The sequence below is a fragment of the Pseudaminobacter soli (ex Li et al. 2025) genome (genome assembly GCF_003012705.1).
GTDB classification, from domain to species: Bacteria; Pseudomonadota; Alphaproteobacteria; order Rhizobiales; family Rhizobiaceae; genus Pseudaminobacter; species Pseudaminobacter soli.
In genome coordinates, this window is the sequence record NZ_PXYL01000016.1 from 57858 (window position 1) to 77647 (window position 19790).

General features: G+C 61.4%; 20 protein-coding genes. 6 read left to right on the forward strand and 14 right to left on the reverse strand.

Features of this window, described 5'->3' with window-relative positions; genetic code table 11:
• Positions 1-13: 13 nt before the first annotated feature.
• The 11 genes from C7I85_RS23595 to C7I85_RS23645 all read right to left on the reverse strand — a co-directional run bounded on the left by C7I85_RS23595 (position 14) and on the right by C7I85_RS23645 (position 8812).
• Positions 14-529, reverse strand: a complete 516-nt coding sequence (locus C7I85_RS23595; RefSeq protein WP_181257314.1) for a MarR family winged helix-turn-helix transcriptional regulator — start codon at positions 527-529, stop codon at positions 14-16.
• Between the two features lie 46 nt (positions 530-575).
• Positions 576-1391: an amino acid ABC transporter ATP-binding protein gene (locus C7I85_RS23600; RefSeq protein ID WP_280954418.1), complete on the reverse strand. Its 816-nt coding sequence runs from the start codon at positions 1389-1391 to the stop codon at positions 576-578.
• Between the two features lie 8 nt (positions 1392-1399).
• Positions 1400-2353, reverse strand: coding sequence for an amino acid ABC transporter permease (locus C7I85_RS23605; protein ID WP_245445070.1), 954 nt, complete (start codon positions 2351-2353; stop codon positions 1400-1402).
• Between the two features lie 441 nt (positions 2354-2794).
• Entirely contained in the window at positions 2795-3409 is a 615-nt protein-coding gene (locus C7I85_RS23610; protein WP_181257315.1) for a helix-turn-helix domain-containing protein, read from the reverse strand.
• A gap of 20 nt (positions 3410-3429) precedes the next feature.
• Positions 3430-4038 (reverse strand): helix-turn-helix domain-containing protein, encoded by a 609-nt coding sequence (locus C7I85_RS23615; protein ID WP_146148932.1) that lies wholly within the window; start codon positions 4036-4038, stop codon positions 3430-3432.
• A 61-nt stretch (positions 4039-4099) separates the two neighbouring features.
• Positions 4100-4930: an ABC transporter permease gene (locus C7I85_RS23620; RefSeq protein ID WP_181257317.1), complete on the reverse strand. Its 831-nt coding sequence runs from the start codon at positions 4928-4930 to the stop codon at positions 4100-4102.
• Positions 4921-5661, reverse strand: a complete 741-nt coding sequence (locus C7I85_RS23625; RefSeq protein ID WP_106726472.1) for an ABC transporter permease — start codon at positions 5659-5661, stop codon at positions 4921-4923. The genes C7I85_RS23620 and C7I85_RS23625 overlap by 10 nt, the downstream gene beginning before the upstream one ends.
• Positions 5658-6485 (reverse strand): ABC transporter ATP-binding protein, encoded by an 828-nt coding sequence (locus C7I85_RS23630; protein WP_245445071.1) that lies wholly within the window; start codon positions 6483-6485, stop codon positions 5658-5660. Before C7I85_RS23630 ends, C7I85_RS23625 begins: the two co-directional genes overlap by 4 nt.
• A 59-nt stretch (positions 6486-6544) precedes the next feature.
• Positions 6545-7579: a fumarylacetoacetate hydrolase family protein gene (locus C7I85_RS23635; RefSeq protein ID WP_106726473.1), complete on the reverse strand. Its 1035-nt coding sequence runs from the start codon at positions 7577-7579 to the stop codon at positions 6545-6547.
• Between the two features lie 73 nt (positions 7580-7652).
• Positions 7653-8252 (reverse strand): thiamine pyrophosphate-dependent enzyme, encoded by a 600-nt coding sequence (locus C7I85_RS23640; protein ID WP_106726474.1) that lies wholly within the window; start codon positions 8250-8252, stop codon positions 7653-7655.
• On the reverse strand, positions 8249-8812 hold the full coding sequence (locus C7I85_RS23645; protein WP_181257319.1) for a thiamine pyrophosphate-binding protein: 564 nt from the start codon (positions 8810-8812) through the stop codon (positions 8249-8251). The genes C7I85_RS23640 and C7I85_RS23645 overlap by 4 nt, the downstream gene beginning before the upstream one ends.
• 170 nt (positions 8813-8982) lie before the next feature.
• Between C7I85_RS23645 and C7I85_RS31105 the strand changes: the two genes are divergently transcribed.
• The 5 genes from C7I85_RS31105 to C7I85_RS23665 all read left to right on the forward strand — a co-directional run bounded on the left by C7I85_RS31105 (position 8983) and on the right by C7I85_RS23665 (position 14054).
• Positions 8983-9150, forward strand: coding sequence for a hypothetical protein (locus C7I85_RS31105; protein WP_181257320.1), 168 nt, complete (start codon positions 8983-8985; stop codon positions 9148-9150).
• Between the two features lie 120 nt (positions 9151-9270).
• Entirely contained in the window at positions 9271-10293 is a 1023-nt protein-coding gene (locus C7I85_RS23650) for an amino acid ABC transporter substrate-binding protein (protein WP_106726476.1), read from the forward strand.
• A gap of 77 nt (positions 10294-10370) precedes the next feature.
• Positions 10371-11528: an amino acid ABC transporter permease gene (locus C7I85_RS23655; RefSeq protein WP_106726510.1), complete on the forward strand. Its 1158-nt coding sequence runs from the start codon at positions 10371-10373 to the stop codon at positions 11526-11528.
• 2 nt (positions 11529-11530) lie between these two features.
• Complete coding sequence (locus C7I85_RS23660; protein WP_245445072.1) at positions 11531-12625, forward strand: amino acid ABC transporter permease; 1095 nt, start codon at positions 11531-11533, stop codon at positions 12623-12625.
• Entirely contained in the window at positions 12618-14054 is a 1437-nt protein-coding gene (locus C7I85_RS23665; RefSeq protein WP_106726477.1) for an amidohydrolase family protein, read from the forward strand. Before C7I85_RS23660 ends, C7I85_RS23665 begins: the two co-directional genes overlap by 8 nt.
• Before the next feature lie 34 nt (positions 14055-14088).
• On the opposite strand, the gene C7I85_RS23670 is transcribed toward C7I85_RS23665, so the two are convergent.
• On the reverse strand, positions 14089-15567 hold the full coding sequence (locus C7I85_RS23670; protein ID WP_106726478.1) for an amidohydrolase family protein: 1479 nt from the start codon (positions 15565-15567) through the stop codon (positions 14089-14091).
• 116 nt (positions 15568-15683) lie between these two features.
• Complete coding sequence (locus C7I85_RS23675) at positions 15684-17252, reverse strand: ABC transporter substrate-binding protein (protein ID WP_106726479.1); 1569 nt, start codon at positions 17250-17252, stop codon at positions 15684-15686.
• Between the two features lie 189 nt (positions 17253-17441).
• Here C7I85_RS23675 and C7I85_RS23680 point away from each other — a divergent pair, with 189 nt between their 5' ends.
• Positions 17442-18917 (forward strand): amidohydrolase family protein, encoded by a 1476-nt coding sequence (locus tag C7I85_RS23680; RefSeq protein ID WP_106726511.1) that lies wholly within the window; start codon positions 17442-17444, stop codon positions 18915-18917.
• A gap of 107 nt (positions 18918-19024) precedes the next feature.
• Here C7I85_RS23680 and C7I85_RS23685 read toward each other — a convergent pair whose 3' ends face one another.
• Positions 19025-19771, reverse strand: a complete 747-nt coding sequence (locus C7I85_RS23685) for an aspartate/glutamate racemase family protein (RefSeq protein ID WP_106726480.1) — start codon at positions 19769-19771, stop codon at positions 19025-19027.
• Positions 19772-19790 lie beyond the last annotated feature (19 nt).

The following is a 19790-nucleotide window of genomic DNA, read 5'->3' on the forward strand; positions in this document are numbered from 1 at the left end:
AACCGCTCGGTTTTCAGATACCCGCCTCGTCCGCCCATTTGGTTTTGCTTTGTGTCTCGACCGTCAGTCCGACGAACAGCGAGAGCATCTTGACAAAAAGCTCGTGATATTCGTGCGGTAACGGGTCCAGCACTTCCGCTTGCAAGGACGCGGTCCGCTCGATCACAAGGTCCACCAGTCCGGCGCCCTCCTTGGTCAGGTAAAGCGCCATGGCGCGACCATCATCCTTGGCGAGCTTTTTTTCCAGCAGGCCGCGCTTCATCAGCCTCGGGACCATTTCCGAAAGGGTTCCCCGGTCCATTCCCGTCAGCGCAGTCAAGTCACTGATACTTCCGCCTCGGCAGCGCCGCACGCCATAGAGCAAGGCCGCTTGGCGCGGCGTAAGGCCGATATCCTGCATCGCCTTGTCGAAAAGCCGGTCGGCCCGCGCATGGGCGCGCCGCAGCAGGTAGTTGACATTCCTTGTCAGTTCGAAGGGATGCTCGTCATCATCGCCATCGATCGGCATGTTGTCTTTGTCCTCGACCATAGCACTCTCTGTTGCTTGTGAAGGGCGTGGCCGAGGCCGGGTCGTCCTAGCCTCCGGAGCAATCATTTTCACCCCGCACACTCTGAAGGAACTTTCTGGTCCGCTCGTGCCTTGGGTTCCCCAGAACCTCGGCCGGCGGACCGCTCTCGATCACCCATCCCCCATCCATGAATACGACAATGTCCGCAATATCGCGTGCAAAGGCAATCTCATGGGTGACGATGACCATCGTCATGCCGCTATGCGCCAGCTTACGCATGACATCGAGCACCTCTCCAACCAGTTCGGGGTCCAGCGCCGATGTCGGCTCGTCGAACAAGATCAGCTTGGGGCGCATGGCTAGCGCCCGGGCAATCGCTACGCGCTGCTGCTGCCCGCCCGAGAGCTCCGAAGGGAAGCTGTCAGCCTTGTGCGCCAGCCCCACGCGCCGCAACAGGTCCATCGCATGTTCCCTGGCGTCGGCCTTGCTTTCCTTCAGCACTCCGACCGGCCCCTCGATGATGTTCTCAAGCGCGGTCATGTGCTGGAACAGGTTGAAGCGCTGGAAGACCATGCCAATCTCGCGCCTTTGCCGAGAGATCTCCCTTTCGTTCAACGCGCAAAGCCGGCCGTCCTTGCCGACGCGATAGCCGATATGCTCGCCGTTGACCGCCAACAGGCCGCGGTCGATCTTTTCGAGCATGTTGATGCAGCGGAGAAATGTGGTCTTGCCCGAGCCGGACGGCCCGATCAGGCAAACCACCTTCCCTGGCATCACGTCCAGATCGATACCATGCAGGACCTTCACTGCTCCGAAGGATTTCTCAACCCCGCGCGCGACGACCATCGGGGCAATGCCTGCGGCATCGGCCGGGGAATGCATTTTCGCGGTCACAGGCCATTCTCCTTCGAGGCGAGCCGACTTTTCAGGAACGGCCCGAACAGACCTGCCAGACCAACGCCCTTCGCGTCTTTCGAGCCACGGGCATAGTGCCGTTCAAGTCGGATCTGCAGGACCGTCAGCGCGGTGGTGCAGGCGAGATACCAGAAGCATGCCACGGCCAGCAGCGGGATCTGCTGGAAGTTGCGAGCGTAGATCAGCTGGACAGAGGTCAGCAGATCCGGCAGGCCTATGATCAGCACGACCGAAGTGGTCTTAAGCATCGAGATCGTCGCATTGCCGGTCGGCGGAATGATGAAACGCATCGCTTGCGGGATGATGATCCGCCGCATCAGCCGCGCTCGCGACATGCCGACGGATTGGGCGGCCTCAGTCTGCCCCTTGTCCACCGACAGAATGCCGGCGCGGTAGATCTCGGCCATGTAGGCGCCTTCGTTCAGCCCAAGGCCTAGCACCGCAGCCCCGAACTGGTTGATCAGGCTGTTGGTGTCGACCGCAAACAGCGTTGGTCCGAAGGGAACCGGGAGGCTGATGACCGGAAAGAGTGACGCAAGGAAGTACCAGAAAAGCAGCTGGACCAGCAGCGGAGTGCCGCGCAGGAACCAGACGGTTGCCCCGCTCAAGCACTGTAACACCGGGTTTTGCGAAAGTCGCATGGAGCCCAGCACGCCGCCGGTCGCGATCGCCAGGGCCATCGAGGCCACGGTGAGTTGAATGGTGAGCCACAGTCCGCTCATCACTGCGGGGTGGAATAGATAGGTATAGGTCACATCCCAGCGCATGTTCTTGCTGGTCGCCAGAAGGTACAGATACCCTCCGGCAAGCAGCGCCGCTACGATGGCCGACACCCAACGCCCGATATGGCGGACGGGAACAACGCTCTCAGACCCGTCGAGACGAGGCATGGCGGCGATTATCTCGACTGCGTCCAATCTGCGGGTCAAGCTTGAAACCCCTCTTGCTGGCTGCCTGTGCAGCGACGACCCCGTGACACTCGACGAAAACGTCTCGGCACGTAGCTAGGACCGAACCGACGACACAGAGGATCATCCCCTCCGTGATTGGCGATCCGAAACAGGCAGGCACGGCCCCTCTAATTATTCTGGTTTTTACCTTTTATGATCAGTACTACGTATTTTCACAAAGTCAATGAATATTCTTTTTTGAAACACACCTCGCAACAGCCTCGTCCAGCCAAACGCCAGGGCGCGACCGAATAGCTGTGCTAAGCTCCGTGCATAAGAGGGGATTTTGGCGCACAAGACCCGAGAAATCCCTGGATCAGTCGGCAACACTTGCCGACCACCCAGCGCCGAGAGAGCACAAAGTCAACTCAATGGCGGGCTATTTGCAATGTATGCGCTATAAAAAGCGGATCACCTTGGTCAGAATGAAAGGCCGTCCGAGAAAACCCAAATGACCGTAGCGTCCTGCTCGGAAACACATTTCCAGGAATGCGGCGTTTCTGACTTGAGCTGGATGTAGTCATTGGCGGAAAGTAGGAACTCTCGTCCATTGACGTTATAGCGAACCCGGCCAGCGATGACGTAGCAAAGTTCTTCGCCCGGATGGCGCATGGGCTTCTTGCCGGATTTCGCGCCCGGCGCGAGGATGCCGACGCGGGCCTCAAGGACACCCGCCGGGAAAGCGCCATTCAGATCCTGAAGGACGACACGCATTTCCTCGTAGGCGATCGTCTGGCGGTTCGAGGCCCGCACGACCACCTCTGTCTGCTCGGGGTCACGATAACGCCCGATGAGGAACCCCAGGTTCTCATTCAAGGATTGCGCCAGATTGATTGCATGGACCAGGCTTGGATTTAGCCGGCCATTCTCGATCTTGCTGATCGTGCTCGCAGGCACGCCAGACAGTTCTGCAAGCCGGGCGATGGTCAAGCCATGACGGTTGCGCATGGCCCGCAGCCGCCGGCCAACCTTCGCCATCTCATCTTGGGGTTCGTCATCGAGCCCTCGCAGGCTGTCACGATCGTCCTGCTGCATCCCCTTTACCGGCATCAGCGTTAGCGCTCCGAGCCCCTGTCCGACACACAGAGCACCGCCGACGGACTGGAGATGGTGTTTTCAAGGCGAAGCGGCAGCTCCTCACGCAGGTGGATCGCGTCATCGGCATCCAAACGTTCCACCCGACCATTGCGGAAATGCGCTTCCACCTGGCCCCGCAGCACATACATGAACGAGGGCGGCGACATATCGGCCAGTTCGAAGCCGCGTTTTGGCTCGAGGACGATCATCTGGGACTGAAGGCGGCGCTCACTCAGATCCGTTGTGAGATCGCCTATACCGTGCGAGATGGGTGGAGTGCTTCCTGCGACCACTTCGACGGATGATTTCACCGCACAGGCGGCCATCACCAAATCCGTCAGTTCCTGACCCAGCGCCTCGGAAAGGCTGACAGCGGTCTGCAGGTTCGGACTGTTAGTGGTACCGCTCTCAATCTTCTGGATGCCTGCGACGCTGACGCCGCTTTCGGCCGCCATCCGTTGTAGCGACCAGCCCCGATCGATCCGCAGCCGGCGCAATTCGCGACCGAAAGCAGCCATCTGCTCTTCACCAAAAGCGGTCGCATGAGACGTCGCGCCGTCCACCTGATCGGGTCTAGATTGGCTCACGCCCAGTACCTTACCAGTTTCTTCCTTAATCTCACAGCCTCTCTACCCTGAGGTGATAGAACTACACAAGATCGGCCTGCGCCTCGGCGTGCCAGCGCAGCAACCTGCGCCGCAGCGCGTTCATAGAGCGGATCAGGAGGAAGCCGATGATCGAAAGCTCCAGCAGGCCCGCGAAAACGCCGGTCGACTCGGCGAAGCGCCAGGACTCCATCATCGCCGCACCAATCCCGGTTCCGCCCAACATCATTTCGGTGATCACGGCGACGATCAATGCGATGGGCAAAGACACTTCTATACCGCTCAGGATCTGCGGCGCGGCGGCTGGAAGAATGATCGTCCACAACAGATCGCGCTCTCCCGCGCCAAGGTTTCGCGCCGACCAGATGATCTGGCGCTCGACCCCTTGCGCGCCCGCGACCGTGGCGGTGATGACTGGAAAGATCGCGTCACAGACGATCATGATAACCTTCGATGTGTCATAGACGCCGAACCACAGGATGAAGATCGGCAGGAAGACGATCTTCGGCAACGGAAAACCAATCGAAACCAACGGGCCAACAAGCCATTCCGCGGTGCTGCTTCTTGCCAGCAGCAGACCGATGGCCACCCCGGCTACGACGGCGATGCCGAACCCCACCAGGGTGCGGCGCAAAGTGTCCAGCAAATTGACCCAAAGCGTACCGTCACCAATCTCGGCCCAGATGCGAACTAGGACTTCGTTGAAAGGCGGCATCAGATAGGGCGGAACCAAACTGAGCCGGGCAACCAACTCCCAGCAGATCAGCACCAGCACGAGAGAGCCATACTCACGGGCGATCCCGGCGAGCCATACCAAGGCAGATGCGACAGGCGACGACCGCACGCCGTCCTCGGTTCGACCGATCACTGCCATGACAGCACCCATCGAATGTAGCGCAGGAACAGCCGATCCACGATCAGCCCGAAGATCGCGATGGTCAGGACGGCCGCGAACATCGCGTCATAGATCCCGCTGCCGCCGAGGAAGCCGATCAGATATCCTAGCCCGTTCTTCGAGACGATCAGTTCGGAACTGACCAGAAGCACAAGGCAAAGCGCCAGCGCCGTCCTTATGCCGCTCAGCAACTCCGGCAATGCGCTCGGCACGACGATATCGACTAACGTGCGCATCTTTCCTGCGCCAAGCGCCCTGCCCGACCAGATCAGCACTCGCTCGCATCCGCGTGCACCATTGTAGGCACCCACAGCGACCGGCAGGATGCAACCAAGGGCGATCAGCGTGATCTGCGAGGCATTTCCAAGGCCAAGCCAAAGCGCCGTAATCGGAATCAGGGCCGATTTGGGAATGGGATAAAGGGCCTCCATTAGAGGCCGGAAGAAGATGCGAACCGGCGCCGATGCGGCCATCGCAACTCCCAGCACCGTGCCGACGACGATGGCGATGGCGGCGCCCGAGAAAGCCCGGAACAGCGAGATCACCCCATGCGTCCACAGCTCGCCGCTGCTGGCGAGGCCAAGCCAGGCAATGAAGATCCTGCTCAGTGGCGGCAAGATGTCCATTCGCACCAGCCCGACCCGAGGCGCGATCTCCCACAGCAGCATCAGCAGCAACAGGCCGAGGCAGCTTTTCAGTCGAGTGATCACGGGGCTGCCTTCCCATCTTCCTCGTGGATCAAGTGCCAGATCTCGTCCACCTTCTCGACGAAGGCGCGCGACTTGACGAATTCGGGGTCTGACCTGTCAATCCCCGTTTCGACAATGGCCTTGATCCGCCCTGGCCGCGCAGACATCACGACGACCCTTTCAGCCAAATAGACGGCCTCGTGCACGTCATGCGTGACAAAGACCACTGCCTTGGGCGAACGCCGCCACAGCGCCAGCAATTCGATCTGCATCAGATTGCGGGTCTGCGCGTCCAAGGCCCCGAAGGGCTCGTCCATCAACAAGGTAGCCGGGTCAAGCACCAGCGTCCTTGCGATCGCGGCCCGCTGGCGCATACCCCCGGACAGCTGCGAGGGATAGCTGTCCTCGAACCCTTTCAGGCCGACCTGCACCAGGATCTCGGCCGCCCTGACCTCAGCCTCGCGGCGCGGGACGCCCTTACGCTCAAGCCCGTACATGACATTGGCGCGGACCGTCTTCCAGGGAAACAGTGCGAAATGCTGGAAGACGATGCCCCGGTCGGGGCCGGGCTTACGAACCGTCTCGCCCAGCACGCAGATTGTGCCCTGCTCGACCGGAAGAAAGCCGCCGGTCAGGTAGAGCAGCGTGGACTTGCCGCAGCCCGAGGGCCCCAGAAGGGCGACGAATTCGTTGCGCCGCACCGTCAGGTTGATGTCGTCAAGGGCCAGGACCTGCCGGCCGTGTTTCGGCCGGTAGACATGGCTGACGCCGGAAACGACGATCTGCGCATCCTCGGAACCGGTTTCGACCCGGCCCGGCCCGGCATGTTCCATCGGCGCCACCATGTTTCGCAGCCCCCTCCTCAATCAAGGTTCATGTCTACCGGACGCCGCCCAGCCGTCTTTCATTTCAGTTTCTCGCTCGTGGCCGCCACAACCTTGTTCTCCAGCCGGCCGATCCCATCGATCTCAACGGCGATGGTATCTCCCGCATTCAACAGCCGGGCCTTGCCGGCATACATGTGCTCGAACACCTTGTGCATCTCGTTCCAGCCGACCTTGATGCCATGCGCCATGCCCGCACCCGCGCCCGTGCCGCAGGCGATCACGTCGCCGGGGGTCAGGGTCGTGACCGAGCTGGCGGTCTCGATTAGCCGCGGAATGTCGAAGATGATATTCTTGGTCGAGAAGCTCTGCACCACATCGCCGTTATGGATGCATTTGATGTTGATATCCGACATGTCGGGCATGAACTTGCGGGGCAGGATATAGGGCCCAATCGGACCGAACGTGTCGTTCCCCTTGTTTGAGAACCAGTCATAGTCGAAAGTCTCGTTCGAGCGCCGCATGCGGTCGCGCGCCGACACGTCATTATAGCAAGTATAGCCGGCTACATAATTGTAGGCATCCTTACGATCGACCCTCTTCGCCTTGCGGCCGATAACGACGGCGATCTCGGCTTCCCAGTCGACATAACCCGAGCGCGGCGTCAAACGGACGCTGTCGCCATGGCCGATCAGGGTTTCCTTCCGGCCCTTGTAAAAGAAATACGGCTCCTGCGTTTCGGTGTCCGGCGGCGCAGCACCCATCTCTTTCGAGTGGTCGTAGAAGTTCGAGCCTGCGTTCAGCACCTTATCGGGGTAGTAGACCGGCGGCAGGAAGGAGACCTCGTCTTCGGCATAGGCATAGGCGCTGGTGTCGGTGCCCGGTTCGACGAGGAAGGCCGCGACCTCGTCAAGAACTGCGTCGAACAAATCCCATTCCTCGAGGAGGTCGAGCATGCTGTAGTTGTGGCGCGCCTTAAAGAAATCATGACGGCCACGCGCCGCCTTGAACGCCTCATAGGCCGCGGCAAGCTCATAGAGCGTGCCATTGACCTCGATCGCAACGAACACCCGCGACCGATGCGACACGGTCGCGAGACGATAAATCAAAAACATGGATACCTCCCATTTTCAACGAGTAAATGATCCCCGACGGGGTACGATGTGCCCTGGCAGCAGCCGGCGGGCGCTAGACGGCCCAGATCGGCGGCACCAGCCCGCGATCCTCAAGCGTGCGACGGAAGCGGATGCTCGACTCCACGATATCGAAAGGCATGGCGGCCGATTTGCCGACCGCGCGCATGTCCTCCTGCTCAATCGAGGCGACGATAAAGAACGGACCTTTTTCGGTCGCGGCTCGCGCCATCACCCGGTCGAGTTCGGCGGGATCCGTAGTGCGATGCGCCTCGGCGATTCCGGCGCCTTTGGCTATGGCGACTAGATCGGTCCCGGCCGATGTGGCCGAGGGGATCGAACCTGTCGTGACATAGGCACGGTTGTCGATAACGAGGATGACAAGGTTTTCAGGCTGATAGCGGCCGATCGTGGTCAAAGTCGCCAGACCAGCCAACATCGATCCGTCGCCCTCAACCGCATATACCCGCTGGCTTGGAAGCGATAGCGCAAGGCCAAGACAAACCGCCGTTGGATAGCCCAACTCCATATTGTAGATCGTCGCCGGCCTGTGGGCGATGGCGTAAAGCACCCGCCCGCCAAAGCTGGGCCCCGTCACTGCCGGACTGTCGCCCCTGTATTTGGCCCAGATCTCCAGTGCTTCGACCCGGTTCATGTCCGATCTTCCTCGATTTCATGCAGGGAATGACGCGGAAGCAGAATGGCAACAGGACGCCTGTCGCCATGGACCGTCATCTGGGCCTCGCGGATGAGCATAGGAATGTCGCTGCCCCGCATCGCGATGACGTAGGGAATCGTCAGCGCATCCAGCAGAGGCTCGGTCACGCGCCGGGTGGCTGCAGCGTAATCATGCCTCTCGCCAAGCGCACTGTTGTGGCTAGCCAATATTAGCAGCGGCGTGCGCTGCACGACGGCTCGTGCCAGAGCCAAACCCGCAAGACCCAGGCCAGAGCCTTCGGTTAGCAGGACCGGCCAATGCCCGCCCAGATAGGCCCCCATGGCGATGGCCACGCCTTCGTCCTCGCGTGAGCAACTGACCGAAATCACATCGGGGTCGGCGTCCAGCGCGCGGATCAGCGGGTAGTTAATCGTGTCGGGTAGATGGACGGCAAAATCTATTCCCGCCCTCCGAATAGCCACACAAGTTGCGGCAACCAGCTGCGCGTCGTGCCTGTATCCAGCCCGCACCGGCGGCGCCTCAGCGACCATCGCCATGAACTCCCCCATCTTTCCGTGGCGAAGTCCCCCTTCGCCATGTCGCCACGATGATCCGCCAATGGAGCTTTGTCAATCAGGAACATGATTGATACGTATTGAAATTATAATGCATACATTGTTTTCCATGAAGTTAGGCGTCGAGCTTTTTGGCTGGTCCGCCGGAAATTATGATTTATACATCTTTTCTCAGCGAGCCTGGCACGCCTGGCCGAATCATCCTCAACATCAATCTCGGCGGCGTCACCAACAAGTTCCACAATCGGCGCGTCTCAATCCCGCCCTGTGTCGCCAAGCGCTGGTGCTGCGCCGCCCTGCGCTTCGACGCGTTGGATTGAGCACAATTATTGTCGATTATTATGTTGAATAATTGTCGGCAATTTGCTTGGATCGCGTCGTTCAAAAGTGGCGGTCGGGGGAGTATCCGCCAGAATCGCAATGGGAGGAGTACAATGGCTATGTTTGGTAAGGCCTGTCGCGTCGCGGCGGCAGTGATGACCCTGGGCGCATCCGTGGTCACCGCACAGGCAGCATCCACGCTCGAGACAGTGAAGGCGCGCGGCAAACTGATCTGTGGCGTCTCCATGGGAACGACCGGCTTTGCCCTAGCGGACGCGCAGGGCAAATTCGCAGGTTTCGATGTCGATGTGTGCCGTGCCATCGCAACCGCCGTGTTCGGCGATCCGAACAAGGTCGACTTCGTGATGACCAACATCAACACGCGGTTTCAAGCTCTACAGTCGGGCGAGATCGACGTCCTTTCACGCCAGACGACCTTGACGTTCTCGCGCGACGCCTCGCTGGGCATCGATTTTGGTCCGGCGGTCTTCTACGATGGCCAGGGCCTGATGGTCGCCAAGAGCCTGGGCGTCAACAGCGCCAAGGATCTCGACGGCGCGGCGATCTGCACCCTGCCGGGGACGACGACGGCCCAGAACCTCGCCGACTTTTTCCGTGCCAACGGCAAGAAATTCGAACTCGTGGTGTTCGAAAATCCAGACGAAAACAACAACGCTTTCTTCTCCGGCCGCTGCGACGCGGTCTCGTCCGACCGCTCCGACCTGGCGTCCATTCGTGCCGCCTCAAAGAGCCCCGGCGACTACGTGATCCTGCCTGAGACCATCTCGAAGGAACCGCTGGCTCCGGCGGTACGCCAGAACGACTCCAACTGGCGCGACATCGTCTCGTGGTCAGTCTGGATGCTGATGGCTGCCGAGGAAAAGGGCGTCACACAGACCAATGTCGACGAGCAGCTCAAGAGCGAGGATCCGGAGATCCAGCGCATGCTCGGCGTCACCGACGAACTCGGCACAATGCTCGGCCTCGACAAGGCCTGGGGCTACAACATCATCAAGCATGTCGGCAATTATGCCGAGATGTTCGACCGCAACCTTGGCGAACAGACCGCTCTTGGCCTGAGCCGCGGCCCGAACACGTTGTGGAACGCCGGCGGTCTGCTCTACCCGCCGCCCTTCCGGTGAACTGCTAACAGGAATACGGCGCATGTCTGCCCGACATGCGCCGTGGCTTTTTCACCGGAACTGAGAGGAAGGACCGCGTGTCGCCCATTGTTCTGCTACGCGACCAGCGCGCTCGCGAATTGGCGTATCAGCTTATCTGCGTCGCTGTCGTCGTCGGCTGCGGCTGGTATCTCCTCAGCAACGCGTTGGCCAATCTTGCGCGACAGGACATCGCCACCGGTTTCAACTATCTCGGACGTGAGGCCGGCTTCATCATCAGCGAAACGCCGATCGCATACGAACCATCCGATAGCTATGGGCGCGCCTTGCTGGTCGGCCTGCTCAACACGGTCAAGGTCGCAGTCCTGTCCATCGTGTTAGGCACCATCATAGGCACGCTCGTCGGCATTGCGCGAATGTCGAGCAATCCCCTGCTTTCGCGGCTGATGCTGCTCTATGTCGAGGCGCTGCGCAACGTTCCGCTGCTTCTATATCTCTTCCTTTGGTATTCGGTCATTATCTTCACGCTGCCGTCGGTCAAACAGGCAATCGCGCTGCTGCCGGGCGTCTATGTGTCGAACAGCGGCCTGGTGATTCCGGCCGTAGTCTGGCACTCCGGTTTTTGGTCAATCACTTTGGCGGTCGTCCTAGGAACGGCAGCCGCTCTCGGCTGGCAGGCCGTGGCCCGCCGCCGGCGCATCGCGACAGGCAGCTCACAGGCTGGATGGCCGATCGCGGTCGTGTTGTTCACCCTACCGATTGCTGTTGCCGCGCTGCTGTTCGAAATCAATGTCGACTTCGACTGGCCGGTCCTCGGCAAATTCCGGCTGACTGGCGGTGCGCATCTCAAACCGGAATTCGTAGCGCTGTTGCTCGGCCTGACGCTCGGCACATCAGCAACCGTAGCCGAGATCGTTCGCAGCGGCATCCTAGCGATAGGCAGAGGGCAACGCGAGGCAGCCAGGGCACTGGGGCTTCCTGACGGCCTGGCCATGCGACTGGTGATCCTGCCACAGGCCTTGCGGATCATCGTGCCACCGCTGACCAACGTCTATGTGACGACATTCAAGAACAGTTCGCTGGCGATCGCCATCGGCTACCCGGACCTGGTGATGGTCTCCAACACCATCATGAACCAGACTGGGCAGGCCATCGAACCGATCGCCCTTTTCATGCTGGTCTACTTGTTCCTGTCGCTCGCGACCTCGATGCTGATGAACTGGTACAACGGGCATGTCGCCCTGAAGGGACGCTAACCGTGAGCGACCAAGCAGCGACGATGGCAGAGGCCCGGAACGTTACGCGTCGACCGGCTCACCGTAACTCTGCCCTAAAGGTCTATTTCGGGACACCCGGCAACACAGTGGTGACCCTGGTCTGCGTGGCCATTCTGGCATTCGCAGCCAAGGCCGCGATCTCATGGCTGCTGATCAATGCCGTGTTCAGCGGCACGCCGGAGGACTGCAAGGCGGGTGCCGGGGCCTGCTGGCCATACCTTGCCGCCAAGCTTCGCTACATGCTGTTCGGAATCTATCCATTCGATGAGCAATGGCGGCCGTTCATGGCCACCATATTGTTCGTCGTCGCAATGGCGATATCAGGCATCCCACGCCTGTGGGGGCGCCCGCTGGTCGTTGCATGGGCAGCGTTGCTGCCGGTGCTCTTCCTGCTGATGTCCGGCGGCACGCTCGGCCTCGCGCATGTTCCGACATCGCAGTGGGGTGGCCTGCCGCTGTCCTTCATGCTGACTTTCGTCGGACTCATCTGCGCGTTGCCGCTGGGCATCCTGCTTGCGCTCGCCCGCCTCTCCAACCTGCCGGCCATCCGTGTGCTGGCCATCACCTTCATCGAACTGGTGCGCGGCGTGCCGCTCATCAGCGTCCTGTTCATGGCGTCAGTCATGCTGCCGCTGTTCATGCCGGACGGGATGACTTTCGACAAGCTACTGCGAGCCCAGGTTGCCATCATCCTGTTCGCCGCTGCCTATATCGCCGAGATCGTGCGCGCCGGCCTGCAGGCCTTGCCGCGCGGCCAAACGGAGGCGGCGCAGGCGTTGGGACTTCACTTCTGGCAGTACACGTACCTTATCACCGTCCCGCAGGCGCTGAAGACAGTGATCCCGCCGCTGGTTTCGCTGTTCATCGGCTTCTTCCAGGACACGACGCTGGTCGTCATCGTCGGCCTGCTGGATTTCCTCAACACCGTTCGCACCGCCATGCGCGATCCCAACTGGCAGGGCATAGCCGTACTCGAAGGCTATTTGTTCGCAGCGGTCGTCTATTTCGTCTTCAGCGCCATCATGGGCGCCTACAGCCGCTATCTCGAGAAACGCTTCAGGGTAGGACATGACTGAAATCACCGTCATTCGCGACGTCGACACCATCGTTGCCTACGACGCGGCCAACGACCGGCATGTCTATGTTCATGGCGGCGACGTGGCCTTCGACGTAACCGGGCTGCTCTGCGTTGGCCAGCATTATGAAGGCCATGCGACGACCGAACTGTCAGGCAAGGCCCGCATGGTCATGCCAGGGTTGATCAACATCCACTGCCACTCGCACGACGAGCCCCTGGCCAAGAGCATCTTCGAGGATATCGGCACCGCCGCCCTCTGGGGTCAGGCCATGTACGAATTCTCGAGCGTTCTCGACGGCGGCGAGGATGCCCGCGCCGCGTGTCTCACGGTTATGCTTGGCGACCTGATGCGATCAGGCGCGACGACCATCCTCGATATTGCCGGCGCGCACGATGTCTGGCTCGACATCGCCGCCCGCAGCGGAGCGCGCGCCTATCTAGCCCCTGGCTTCCGACAGGCGCACTGGGTGGTCCGCGACGGCCACCGGCTCGACTATGAATGGAATGACGAGGCCGGCCGCGACGCCTTTGCCCGGGCGCTCGACTTCGCCGACCGAGCCCGCTCCCATCCGAGCGGCCGGCTTGACGGCGTCGTGTCGCCCTCGCAGGTCGAGACCTGCCGGCCCGATCTTCTGGTTGATGCCGCCGAAGAGGCACGCAAACGCGGCATGCGGATCACAGTCCATGCCGCGCAGACCATGGCCGAGCATGAGGAGTTGTTGCGCCGCACCGGACTGACGGCGGTGCAGTATCTCGACCGGCTCGGCATACTCGGCTCCGATGTCATCCTCGGCCATTGCATCTTCGCCGACCATCACTCCTGGACCCGGCAGCGGACGCGCAACGATCTCGCCACGCTCGCCGGCCGCGGCACCACGGTTGCCCATTGCCCGGTCACCTTCGCTCGCAGCGGCATGGCCCTCGAGACGCTCGGCGCCTATCGCCGCAGCGGCGTCAACGTTGCCATCGGCACCGACAGCTACCCGTTCAATATGCTGGAGGAAATGCGGCAGGCGCTGATCTGCGCACGCCTCGGTGGCAAGAGCGTCTTCGATCTTGCGACTGGAGACATCTTCGACGCAGCCACCCTTTCCGGCGCAAAGGCCCTCGGCCGTACCGACATCGGCAGGCTGAGCATCGGCGCCAAGGCAGACCTTCTGGTGATCGATCTCAATGCGCCGACGATGCGGCCGGTCTACGACCCTCTGCGCAGCCTGCTTCATTGCGCCGCCGAGCGCGCCGTCGAACGCGTCTATGTCGACGGGCAACTGACCGTCGATCGCGGCAAGCCGACACAGCTCGATTATGACGGCGCGATCAGGGAGATACAGTCGCTGCAGGACTGGGCCTGTGCCCGCGCCGGTACTTACGACCCCCGCGGCCGCAGCATTGGCGAGTTGGCACCCAAGTCGCTGCCCGAGCTTTGAACCAGGCTCGGGTTGAGCAACAGCCCCACCTTCCTCAAGTCAGGACAGGGTAGCTCGGAGCAAAGAGCTCGGACATCGGTGGGTGCTGCCAGCTCCGGTCAGGATATTTGGCGACCAGCCCTTCGAACTGTCGTTGCGCGCGCTCGCGCGCAGCGCGAATGTCGAAGCCGGCGAGTTTGCCGTCGCGCATCGACAGCCGTCCATCGACGAACACAGCCTGCGTGACTTTGCCGGAGCCGCCCAGGACCAGCGTGGTGATGGGGTCGATGGTCGGCGTCATGTAGGGATCATCGAGACGGAACACGGCAATGTCCGCCCTGGCGCGGGGAGCAAGGCGCCCAATGTCGCTGCGGCCGAGCGCTTTTGCCCCGCCAAGCGTCGCAGCATCGTAGAGGTCCCTGCTCCACACGGAATCCGACGCCTTTTCGCTGATGCGGCAGGCGACCAGTCCCATGAGCAAGTTCATCACCATGTCGGGCGGCGATGTGTCGGTTGCCATACCGACATTGATACCGAGCTTCTTGCAGGCGGCGAACGAGTTGAGCGTGCTGCCCATGCGCGCCGACACAAGCGGCGAATGTGCAATGGAGACACCATTGTCGGCATAGAGCTCAAGATCCTCGGCCGAGGCGTAAGTGGCATGTGGGGCAACCAGCCGTTGGCTCAGCAGGCCGTGGTTCGCCATCCAGCGCGGTCCCGAAACGCCGTGCAGCTGATGCATGGTGTCAAGTTCTAGCTTCCCCTGGGCCATATGCAGCCGCACCCGACAGTCGAGATCGCGTGCGGCGTCCATTGTCCGTTGCAGCAGAGCGAGCGTGCAAGTCTCGACCCGATCGGGCGCCAGCATGCCGTTGACCAGCCCGCCATAACGGCCATGCTGGCGCTCGATGAAGGCGATGGCATCGTCGAGGCCGGCCAGCCCCCTCGCCTCGTCGAACATCGGCACGATCTTGCCTGGCGCCTCGAGCACCACGCCACCCGAGCGGTAGGCAGGGCTGAGGAAGACACGCAGGCCAAGCTGGCCGGCGGCATCAGCCGCCGCGTCAAACTCGGCGACCGTCTCGCCCCATTCGCGATAGTAGAGCGAGGCGATGGGCGCTGCCGTCGTCACTCCGTTAAGCAGTGACAGGCCGAAGGCGAACTTCTTCTGGAAGGCCAGCTCTTCCTGGGAATACATCTCGTAGGGTCCACACTCGACATAGGAGCGTGGCCAGATGCGGCCCTTGGCCCAACCGGGTTGGTTGTCGGTGACCAGCACATAGGTGTCGATGTCGGAGAGCGCGTCGAGGTCGATCAGGCCGGGGCTGATCAGGGCGCTACCGAAGTCGATGCGGCGGGCGACTTCGCCGTCGAACCGATAGCCGGCAAAGATGACCTCGCTGCCCTCGATCACCAGTTCGCCGCGCGGCACCAGACAGTGCCCGTCGCCGTGATAGGCAAGGAGCCAGTCGGCTGTCATCAGGGTGCGGCCAGCAGGGCGCTGGCCCAGGGTCAGCTCGTCAAGACGTGTCATTACTGCTCGTTTCATTCTGAATGCACCACGCCGACGCGGAGGCAGACGCGGCTAAAGAAAGGGCGTTTCACCGGATGATGAAACGCCCAGGTTCTCCGGAGGTGCTTAGGCCAGACTTACTTGCCGGCCATCTGCGTCAGCCAATGGCGCGGCTTGTTGTCGGAGCGGAAGTCGACGCTTTTGACGGTGGCCTGGGTAGCCCAGGCGATCGGCTGCTGGTGCAGCGGGATCAGGATCGTATCGTCCTTGGCGATCTTGAGGGCTGCTTCCTCGAGTTGTAGACGCTTGGCACTGTCGGGCTCCTGCACCGACTGCGCGACCAGCTTGTCCAGCTCCGGATAGGACCAGCCACCGTAGTTCGACACACCCACCTTGTCGTTCTTGGTGGAGAGCACCTGGGCCAGGATCGAGTAAGCGTCGAGCGTCGGCTCGTTGGCCCAGCTCAGGTTGAACATGTCAGCCTTGCCCTGCGTGCGCTTGGGCGACTGGATGGCGCGCGGCGCGATGTCGATCGACACGTCGAAGCCGGCACGCTTCAGCATGTTGGCGATACCGGCGCAGAAGTCCTCCTCGTTGATGCTCTCGTCGTTGGAGCACATGTAGGTGAACTTAAGGCCCTCCTGGCCTGCCCCGGCGAGCAGCTTCTTGGCGCGCTCCGGATCGGCCTTGCCATAGGTGTCGAGCGACTTGGCATAGCCCGCGATCTCAGGCGCGATCAGCGAGCCGGACGGACGGGCGAGCCCGCGCATTACCTTGGCGTTGATCAGGTCGCGGTCGATCGCGGCTTCGACGGCTTCGCGAACACGCACGTCGTTGAACGGATTGGTGCGCCCATCTTCCAGCTTCTCCTTGCGGTTGAAGCCAAGGAACACCGTTCGAAACTCCTGGCGCTTCAGGACGGAAAGGCCCGGCGTGCTTTCGAGACGGGGAAGATCCTGGATCGGCGCGGAATCGACCAGATCGACTTCACCCGACAGCAGCGCTGCGACGCGCGTGGCGGCCGAAGCGATCGGCATGTATTCGATGCGGTCGAGATTGTGCTTCTTCTCGTCCCACCAGGCGTCGTTGACGACCAGCACGGTCTTGCTATCCGCCACACGGCTCTCGAGCTTGAACGGACCCGTGCCGTTGGTGTTGTGGGTCGCGTAGCCCTCCGTCTTCGTGTCGACGGCGGTCGGCTTTTCGGTGTTGTTGTCCTTCAGCCACTTCGCGCTGAACATGAAGATGTTCGTCATGTCATTGAGGAACAGCGACGTCGGCGCCGAAACCTCGATGTCGACGGTGTAGTCGTCGACCTTCTTGCTGCTGACGTAGAGCGGGATGTTGCCGCGCAACGGCGAGATCGGATCGGTGACGCGGTTGAGCGAGGCAATCACGTCGTCGGCCGTGAAATCCGCGCCGTTGTGGAACTTCACGCCCTTTCGCAGGGTGAAGCGCCAGACCTTGTTGTCAATGAGCTTCCACTCGGTCGCCAGCGCCGGCTCGACCTTGAAGTTCGCGTCGTATCGGACCAGGCCCTCATAGATATGGTTGAGAAACGACAGGTTGAATGTCGATGCGATCGAGTCCGGATCAAGCGAATAGATGTCGGCACGGCCGCCCCAACGAAGGGTTTCCGCGCTCGCCGGCGCGGACATTGCGATTGCGGCGACGGCACCGAGAATGAGTTTCTTAAAGCGAGACATTCTACCTCCCAGGATCACGCTTTCCTGAGATCCAGCATCAGGGCGCCCAACACGATTGTCAACAATCTTGTTGACGTATTTTCTCTCAATCGATAGCAAAATTACGTTAGGTTACGCTGGCGTCGTGCATCGCGGAGGAGACCGGGGGCGCCAGAAGGCCAGCAGCTAAAGGGAATGGAGGAAAGCCGCATGAGCGACCTGCTATTGCTGCACGGGACCATCGTCACAGTGGATGCCGAAAGGCGTATCATCGAAGACGGCGCAATCGCCATCTCAGGCGATAGGATTGTCGACATTGGAACAGCAAGCGATCTTGAGCCTAAGCACCAGGGTAAGAAGGTCCTTGATTGCCGGGGCAAGCTCATCATCCCTGGACTCATCGATGCCCACGGCCACGCCGGGCACGTGCTGATCCGCAGCATAGCGTCGGATACCAATTCGATGTGGATGCGGATCGTAACTCCCACCTACTATCACTACACGACCCGCGACTACTGGCATGCGGACGGTCTGGTAGGTGGCCTCGAGCGGCTTCGCGCCGGCGTCACTACGGGTGTCAGCATCATCTCGTCGATGCCGAGGAGCGACGACCCCGTCTTCGCCAGCAACCATGCGAAGGCCTATGACGAAATCGGGCTCAGGGAGATCATCTGCGTCGGGCCGGCAGGGCTGCCCTGGCCGCATCCGGTGACGCGCTGGGAAAGCGGCAAGCCGGAGCGGCGCCATGTCTCGTTCGAGGAAATGATCGAAGGCGCCGAGGCGACTATCCAGGATTTGGACGGGAGCGCCGGCGGGCGCATCAAGGTGTTCCTCACACCCTTCACCATCGTGCCCTCGCTCGACCCGTCGAACGCGTCGACGCCCGACCAGGCCGTGAAGTTGACCGACAACGATCGCATGCAAGCGCGGCGCATCCGCGAGACCGCACGCAAATGGGGCGTGCGCATCCATTCCGACGCTTTCGCCGGCCAGATCCGGATGGCCTTCCAGGACAAGGAGAACGCAATCCTCGGCCCGGATGTTCATCTCCAGCATTGCTGGGGGATCTCCCACGAGGAAATCGACATCCTTGCCGAGACGGGCACGTATGTCACCCACGCGCCACCCGGCCGCGCAACGCCGGTGCTCAACATGATTGCCAGGGGCGTGCCGGTAGCCATCACCACAGACGGCGTATCGCCCAGCCGTCACTTCGACCTGCTGCAGACTGCCCGCCTTGCCCAGTATACACAGCACCTGCTGCACAACCACGACCGCTATCTCCTGCCGCCCGGCAAGGTCTTCGAGATGATCACGATCGATGCCGCCAGAGCTCTCGGCATGGATCGCGAGATCGGCTCGCTCGAGATCGGCAAGAAGGCCGACATCGCCATCATCAACATGCGCCAGCCACACCTGACCCCCAACTGGATGGTGGTTCACCGCCTGGTTCAGCAGGCGCTTGGCAGCGACGTCGAAACCGTGATCGTCGATGGCAAAGTCCTGATGGATGGCGGCAGGGTATTGACGGCCAACGTCAACGATGTGCTCGATTTCGGTGAGAAGGAAGCGCAGGCATTGGTCGAACGGGCCGGCCTGCACGCGCATATGCATGACCCTGGCTGGGGCAAGCTCAGCCGGACGTTCGACGAGCCGGTTGTGCCGCCGGCACCTCCCGCAGTGTAAATTCAAGCCGCTGAATACTATTCGGTCCGCCACCAGAACCCAGGGGCGGACCGAGAGCAGAAGTGGGAGGCTAGGAACCGAAATCCGGTCCCCTGTGCGTAGAGATTCTAACCGTTGACCGCCAGACACTGACGGTGGGCGGAGGCAGTCCCCTGCCCCTTCTGGCGCGGATAGTTGTAGCCATTGACCTTCGAGGTCGAGTAGCCTGCGCCGACCAGCGCCTCAGCGATCTTGAGGGCGGCGGTCACCCCATCAATAACCGGAACGCCTGTCACTTCCGTCAAGCGCTCGCACAGTCGGGACATGCCGGCGCAGCCGAGAATGATCGTCTCGGCCCGGTCTTCGACCTTGGCGCGCTCGATTGCCTCGATCAGCAGACGCTCCGCCGTTTCAGGGTCCTCCTCGAGGCCGAGAACAGGCAGATCGATCGCACGCACGGCGCGGCAGTGATGCCCGGCACCATAGGCCTGGACGATGTCTTCGATGATCGGCACGGAACGCGGCAGCGTGGTGACAACAGAGAAACGCCGGCTGATAGTCATCGCGACCTGAACCGCAGCCTGGCAGATACCGATCACCGGACCCTTTGCCACCTCGCGGGCGGCATGCAGTCCAGGGTCATCGAAGCAAGCAATGACATAGGCATCGACGCCCTGTTCTTCGCCCTTGCGGATCTCGTGCAGCATGTCCGGCACCGCCAGCGCCTCATCGAGGCTGCCCTCGATGCTGACTGGTGAAGACGTCGGGTTCACAGCGGTCACTCGCGTTCCAGCGCTCGCCACACGCAGGGCGCTTTCCAGCGCCTGGCTGGTCATCGAAGCTGTTGAATTCGGATTGATCAGGCGGATGTGCAATTTGCTGGATCCTAGTCGC

Coding starts and splice junctions, on each gene's coding strand:
- C7I85_RS23600 (WP_280954418.1), bottom strand. CDS start 1,391: ATGCATTCCCCGGCCGATGCCGCAGGCATTGCCCCGATGGTCGTCGCG.
- C7I85_RS23595 (WP_181257314.1), bottom strand. CDS start 529: ATGGTCGAGGACAAAGACAACATGCCGATCGATGGCGATGATGACGAG.
- C7I85_RS31105 (WP_181257320.1), top strand. CDS start 8,983: ATGATTTATACATCTTTTCTCAGCGAGCCTGGCACGCCTGGCCGAATC.
- C7I85_RS23630 (WP_245445071.1), bottom strand. CDS start 6,485: ATGGTGGCGCCGATGGAACATGCCGGGCCGGGCCGGGTCGAAACCGGT.
- C7I85_RS23640 (WP_106726474.1), bottom strand. CDS start 8,252: ATGAACCGGGTCGAAGCACTGGAGATCTGGGCCAAATACAGGGGCGAC.
- C7I85_RS23650 (WP_106726476.1), top strand. CDS start 9,271: ATGTTTGGTAAGGCCTGTCGCGTCGCGGCGGCAGTGATGACCCTGGGC.
- C7I85_RS23665 (WP_106726477.1), top strand. CDS start 12,618: ATGACTGAAATCACCGTCATTCGCGACGTCGACACCATCGTTGCCTAC.
- C7I85_RS23635 (WP_106726473.1), bottom strand. CDS start 7,579: ATGTTTTTGATTTATCGTCTCGCGACCGTGTCGCATCGGTCGCGGGTG.
- C7I85_RS23680 (WP_106726511.1), top strand. CDS start 17,442: ATGAGCGACCTGCTATTGCTGCACGGGACCATCGTCACAGTGGATGCC.
- C7I85_RS23620 (WP_181257317.1), bottom strand. CDS start 4,930: ATGGCAGTGATCGGTCGAACCGAGGACGGCGTGCGGTCGTCGCCTGTC.
- C7I85_RS23675 (WP_106726479.1), bottom strand. CDS start 17,252: ATGTCTCGCTTTAAGAAACTCATTCTCGGTGCCGTCGCCGCAATCGCA.
- C7I85_RS23670 (WP_106726478.1), bottom strand. CDS start 15,567: ATGACACGTCTTGACGAGCTGACCCTGGGCCAGCGCCCTGCTGGCCGC.
- C7I85_RS23610 (WP_181257315.1), bottom strand. CDS start 3,409: ATGCAGCAGGACGATCGTGACAGCCTGCGAGGGCTCGATGACGAACCC.
- C7I85_RS23645 (WP_181257319.1), bottom strand. CDS start 8,812: ATGGCGATGGTCGCTGAGGCGCCGCCGGTGCGGGCTGGATACAGGCAC.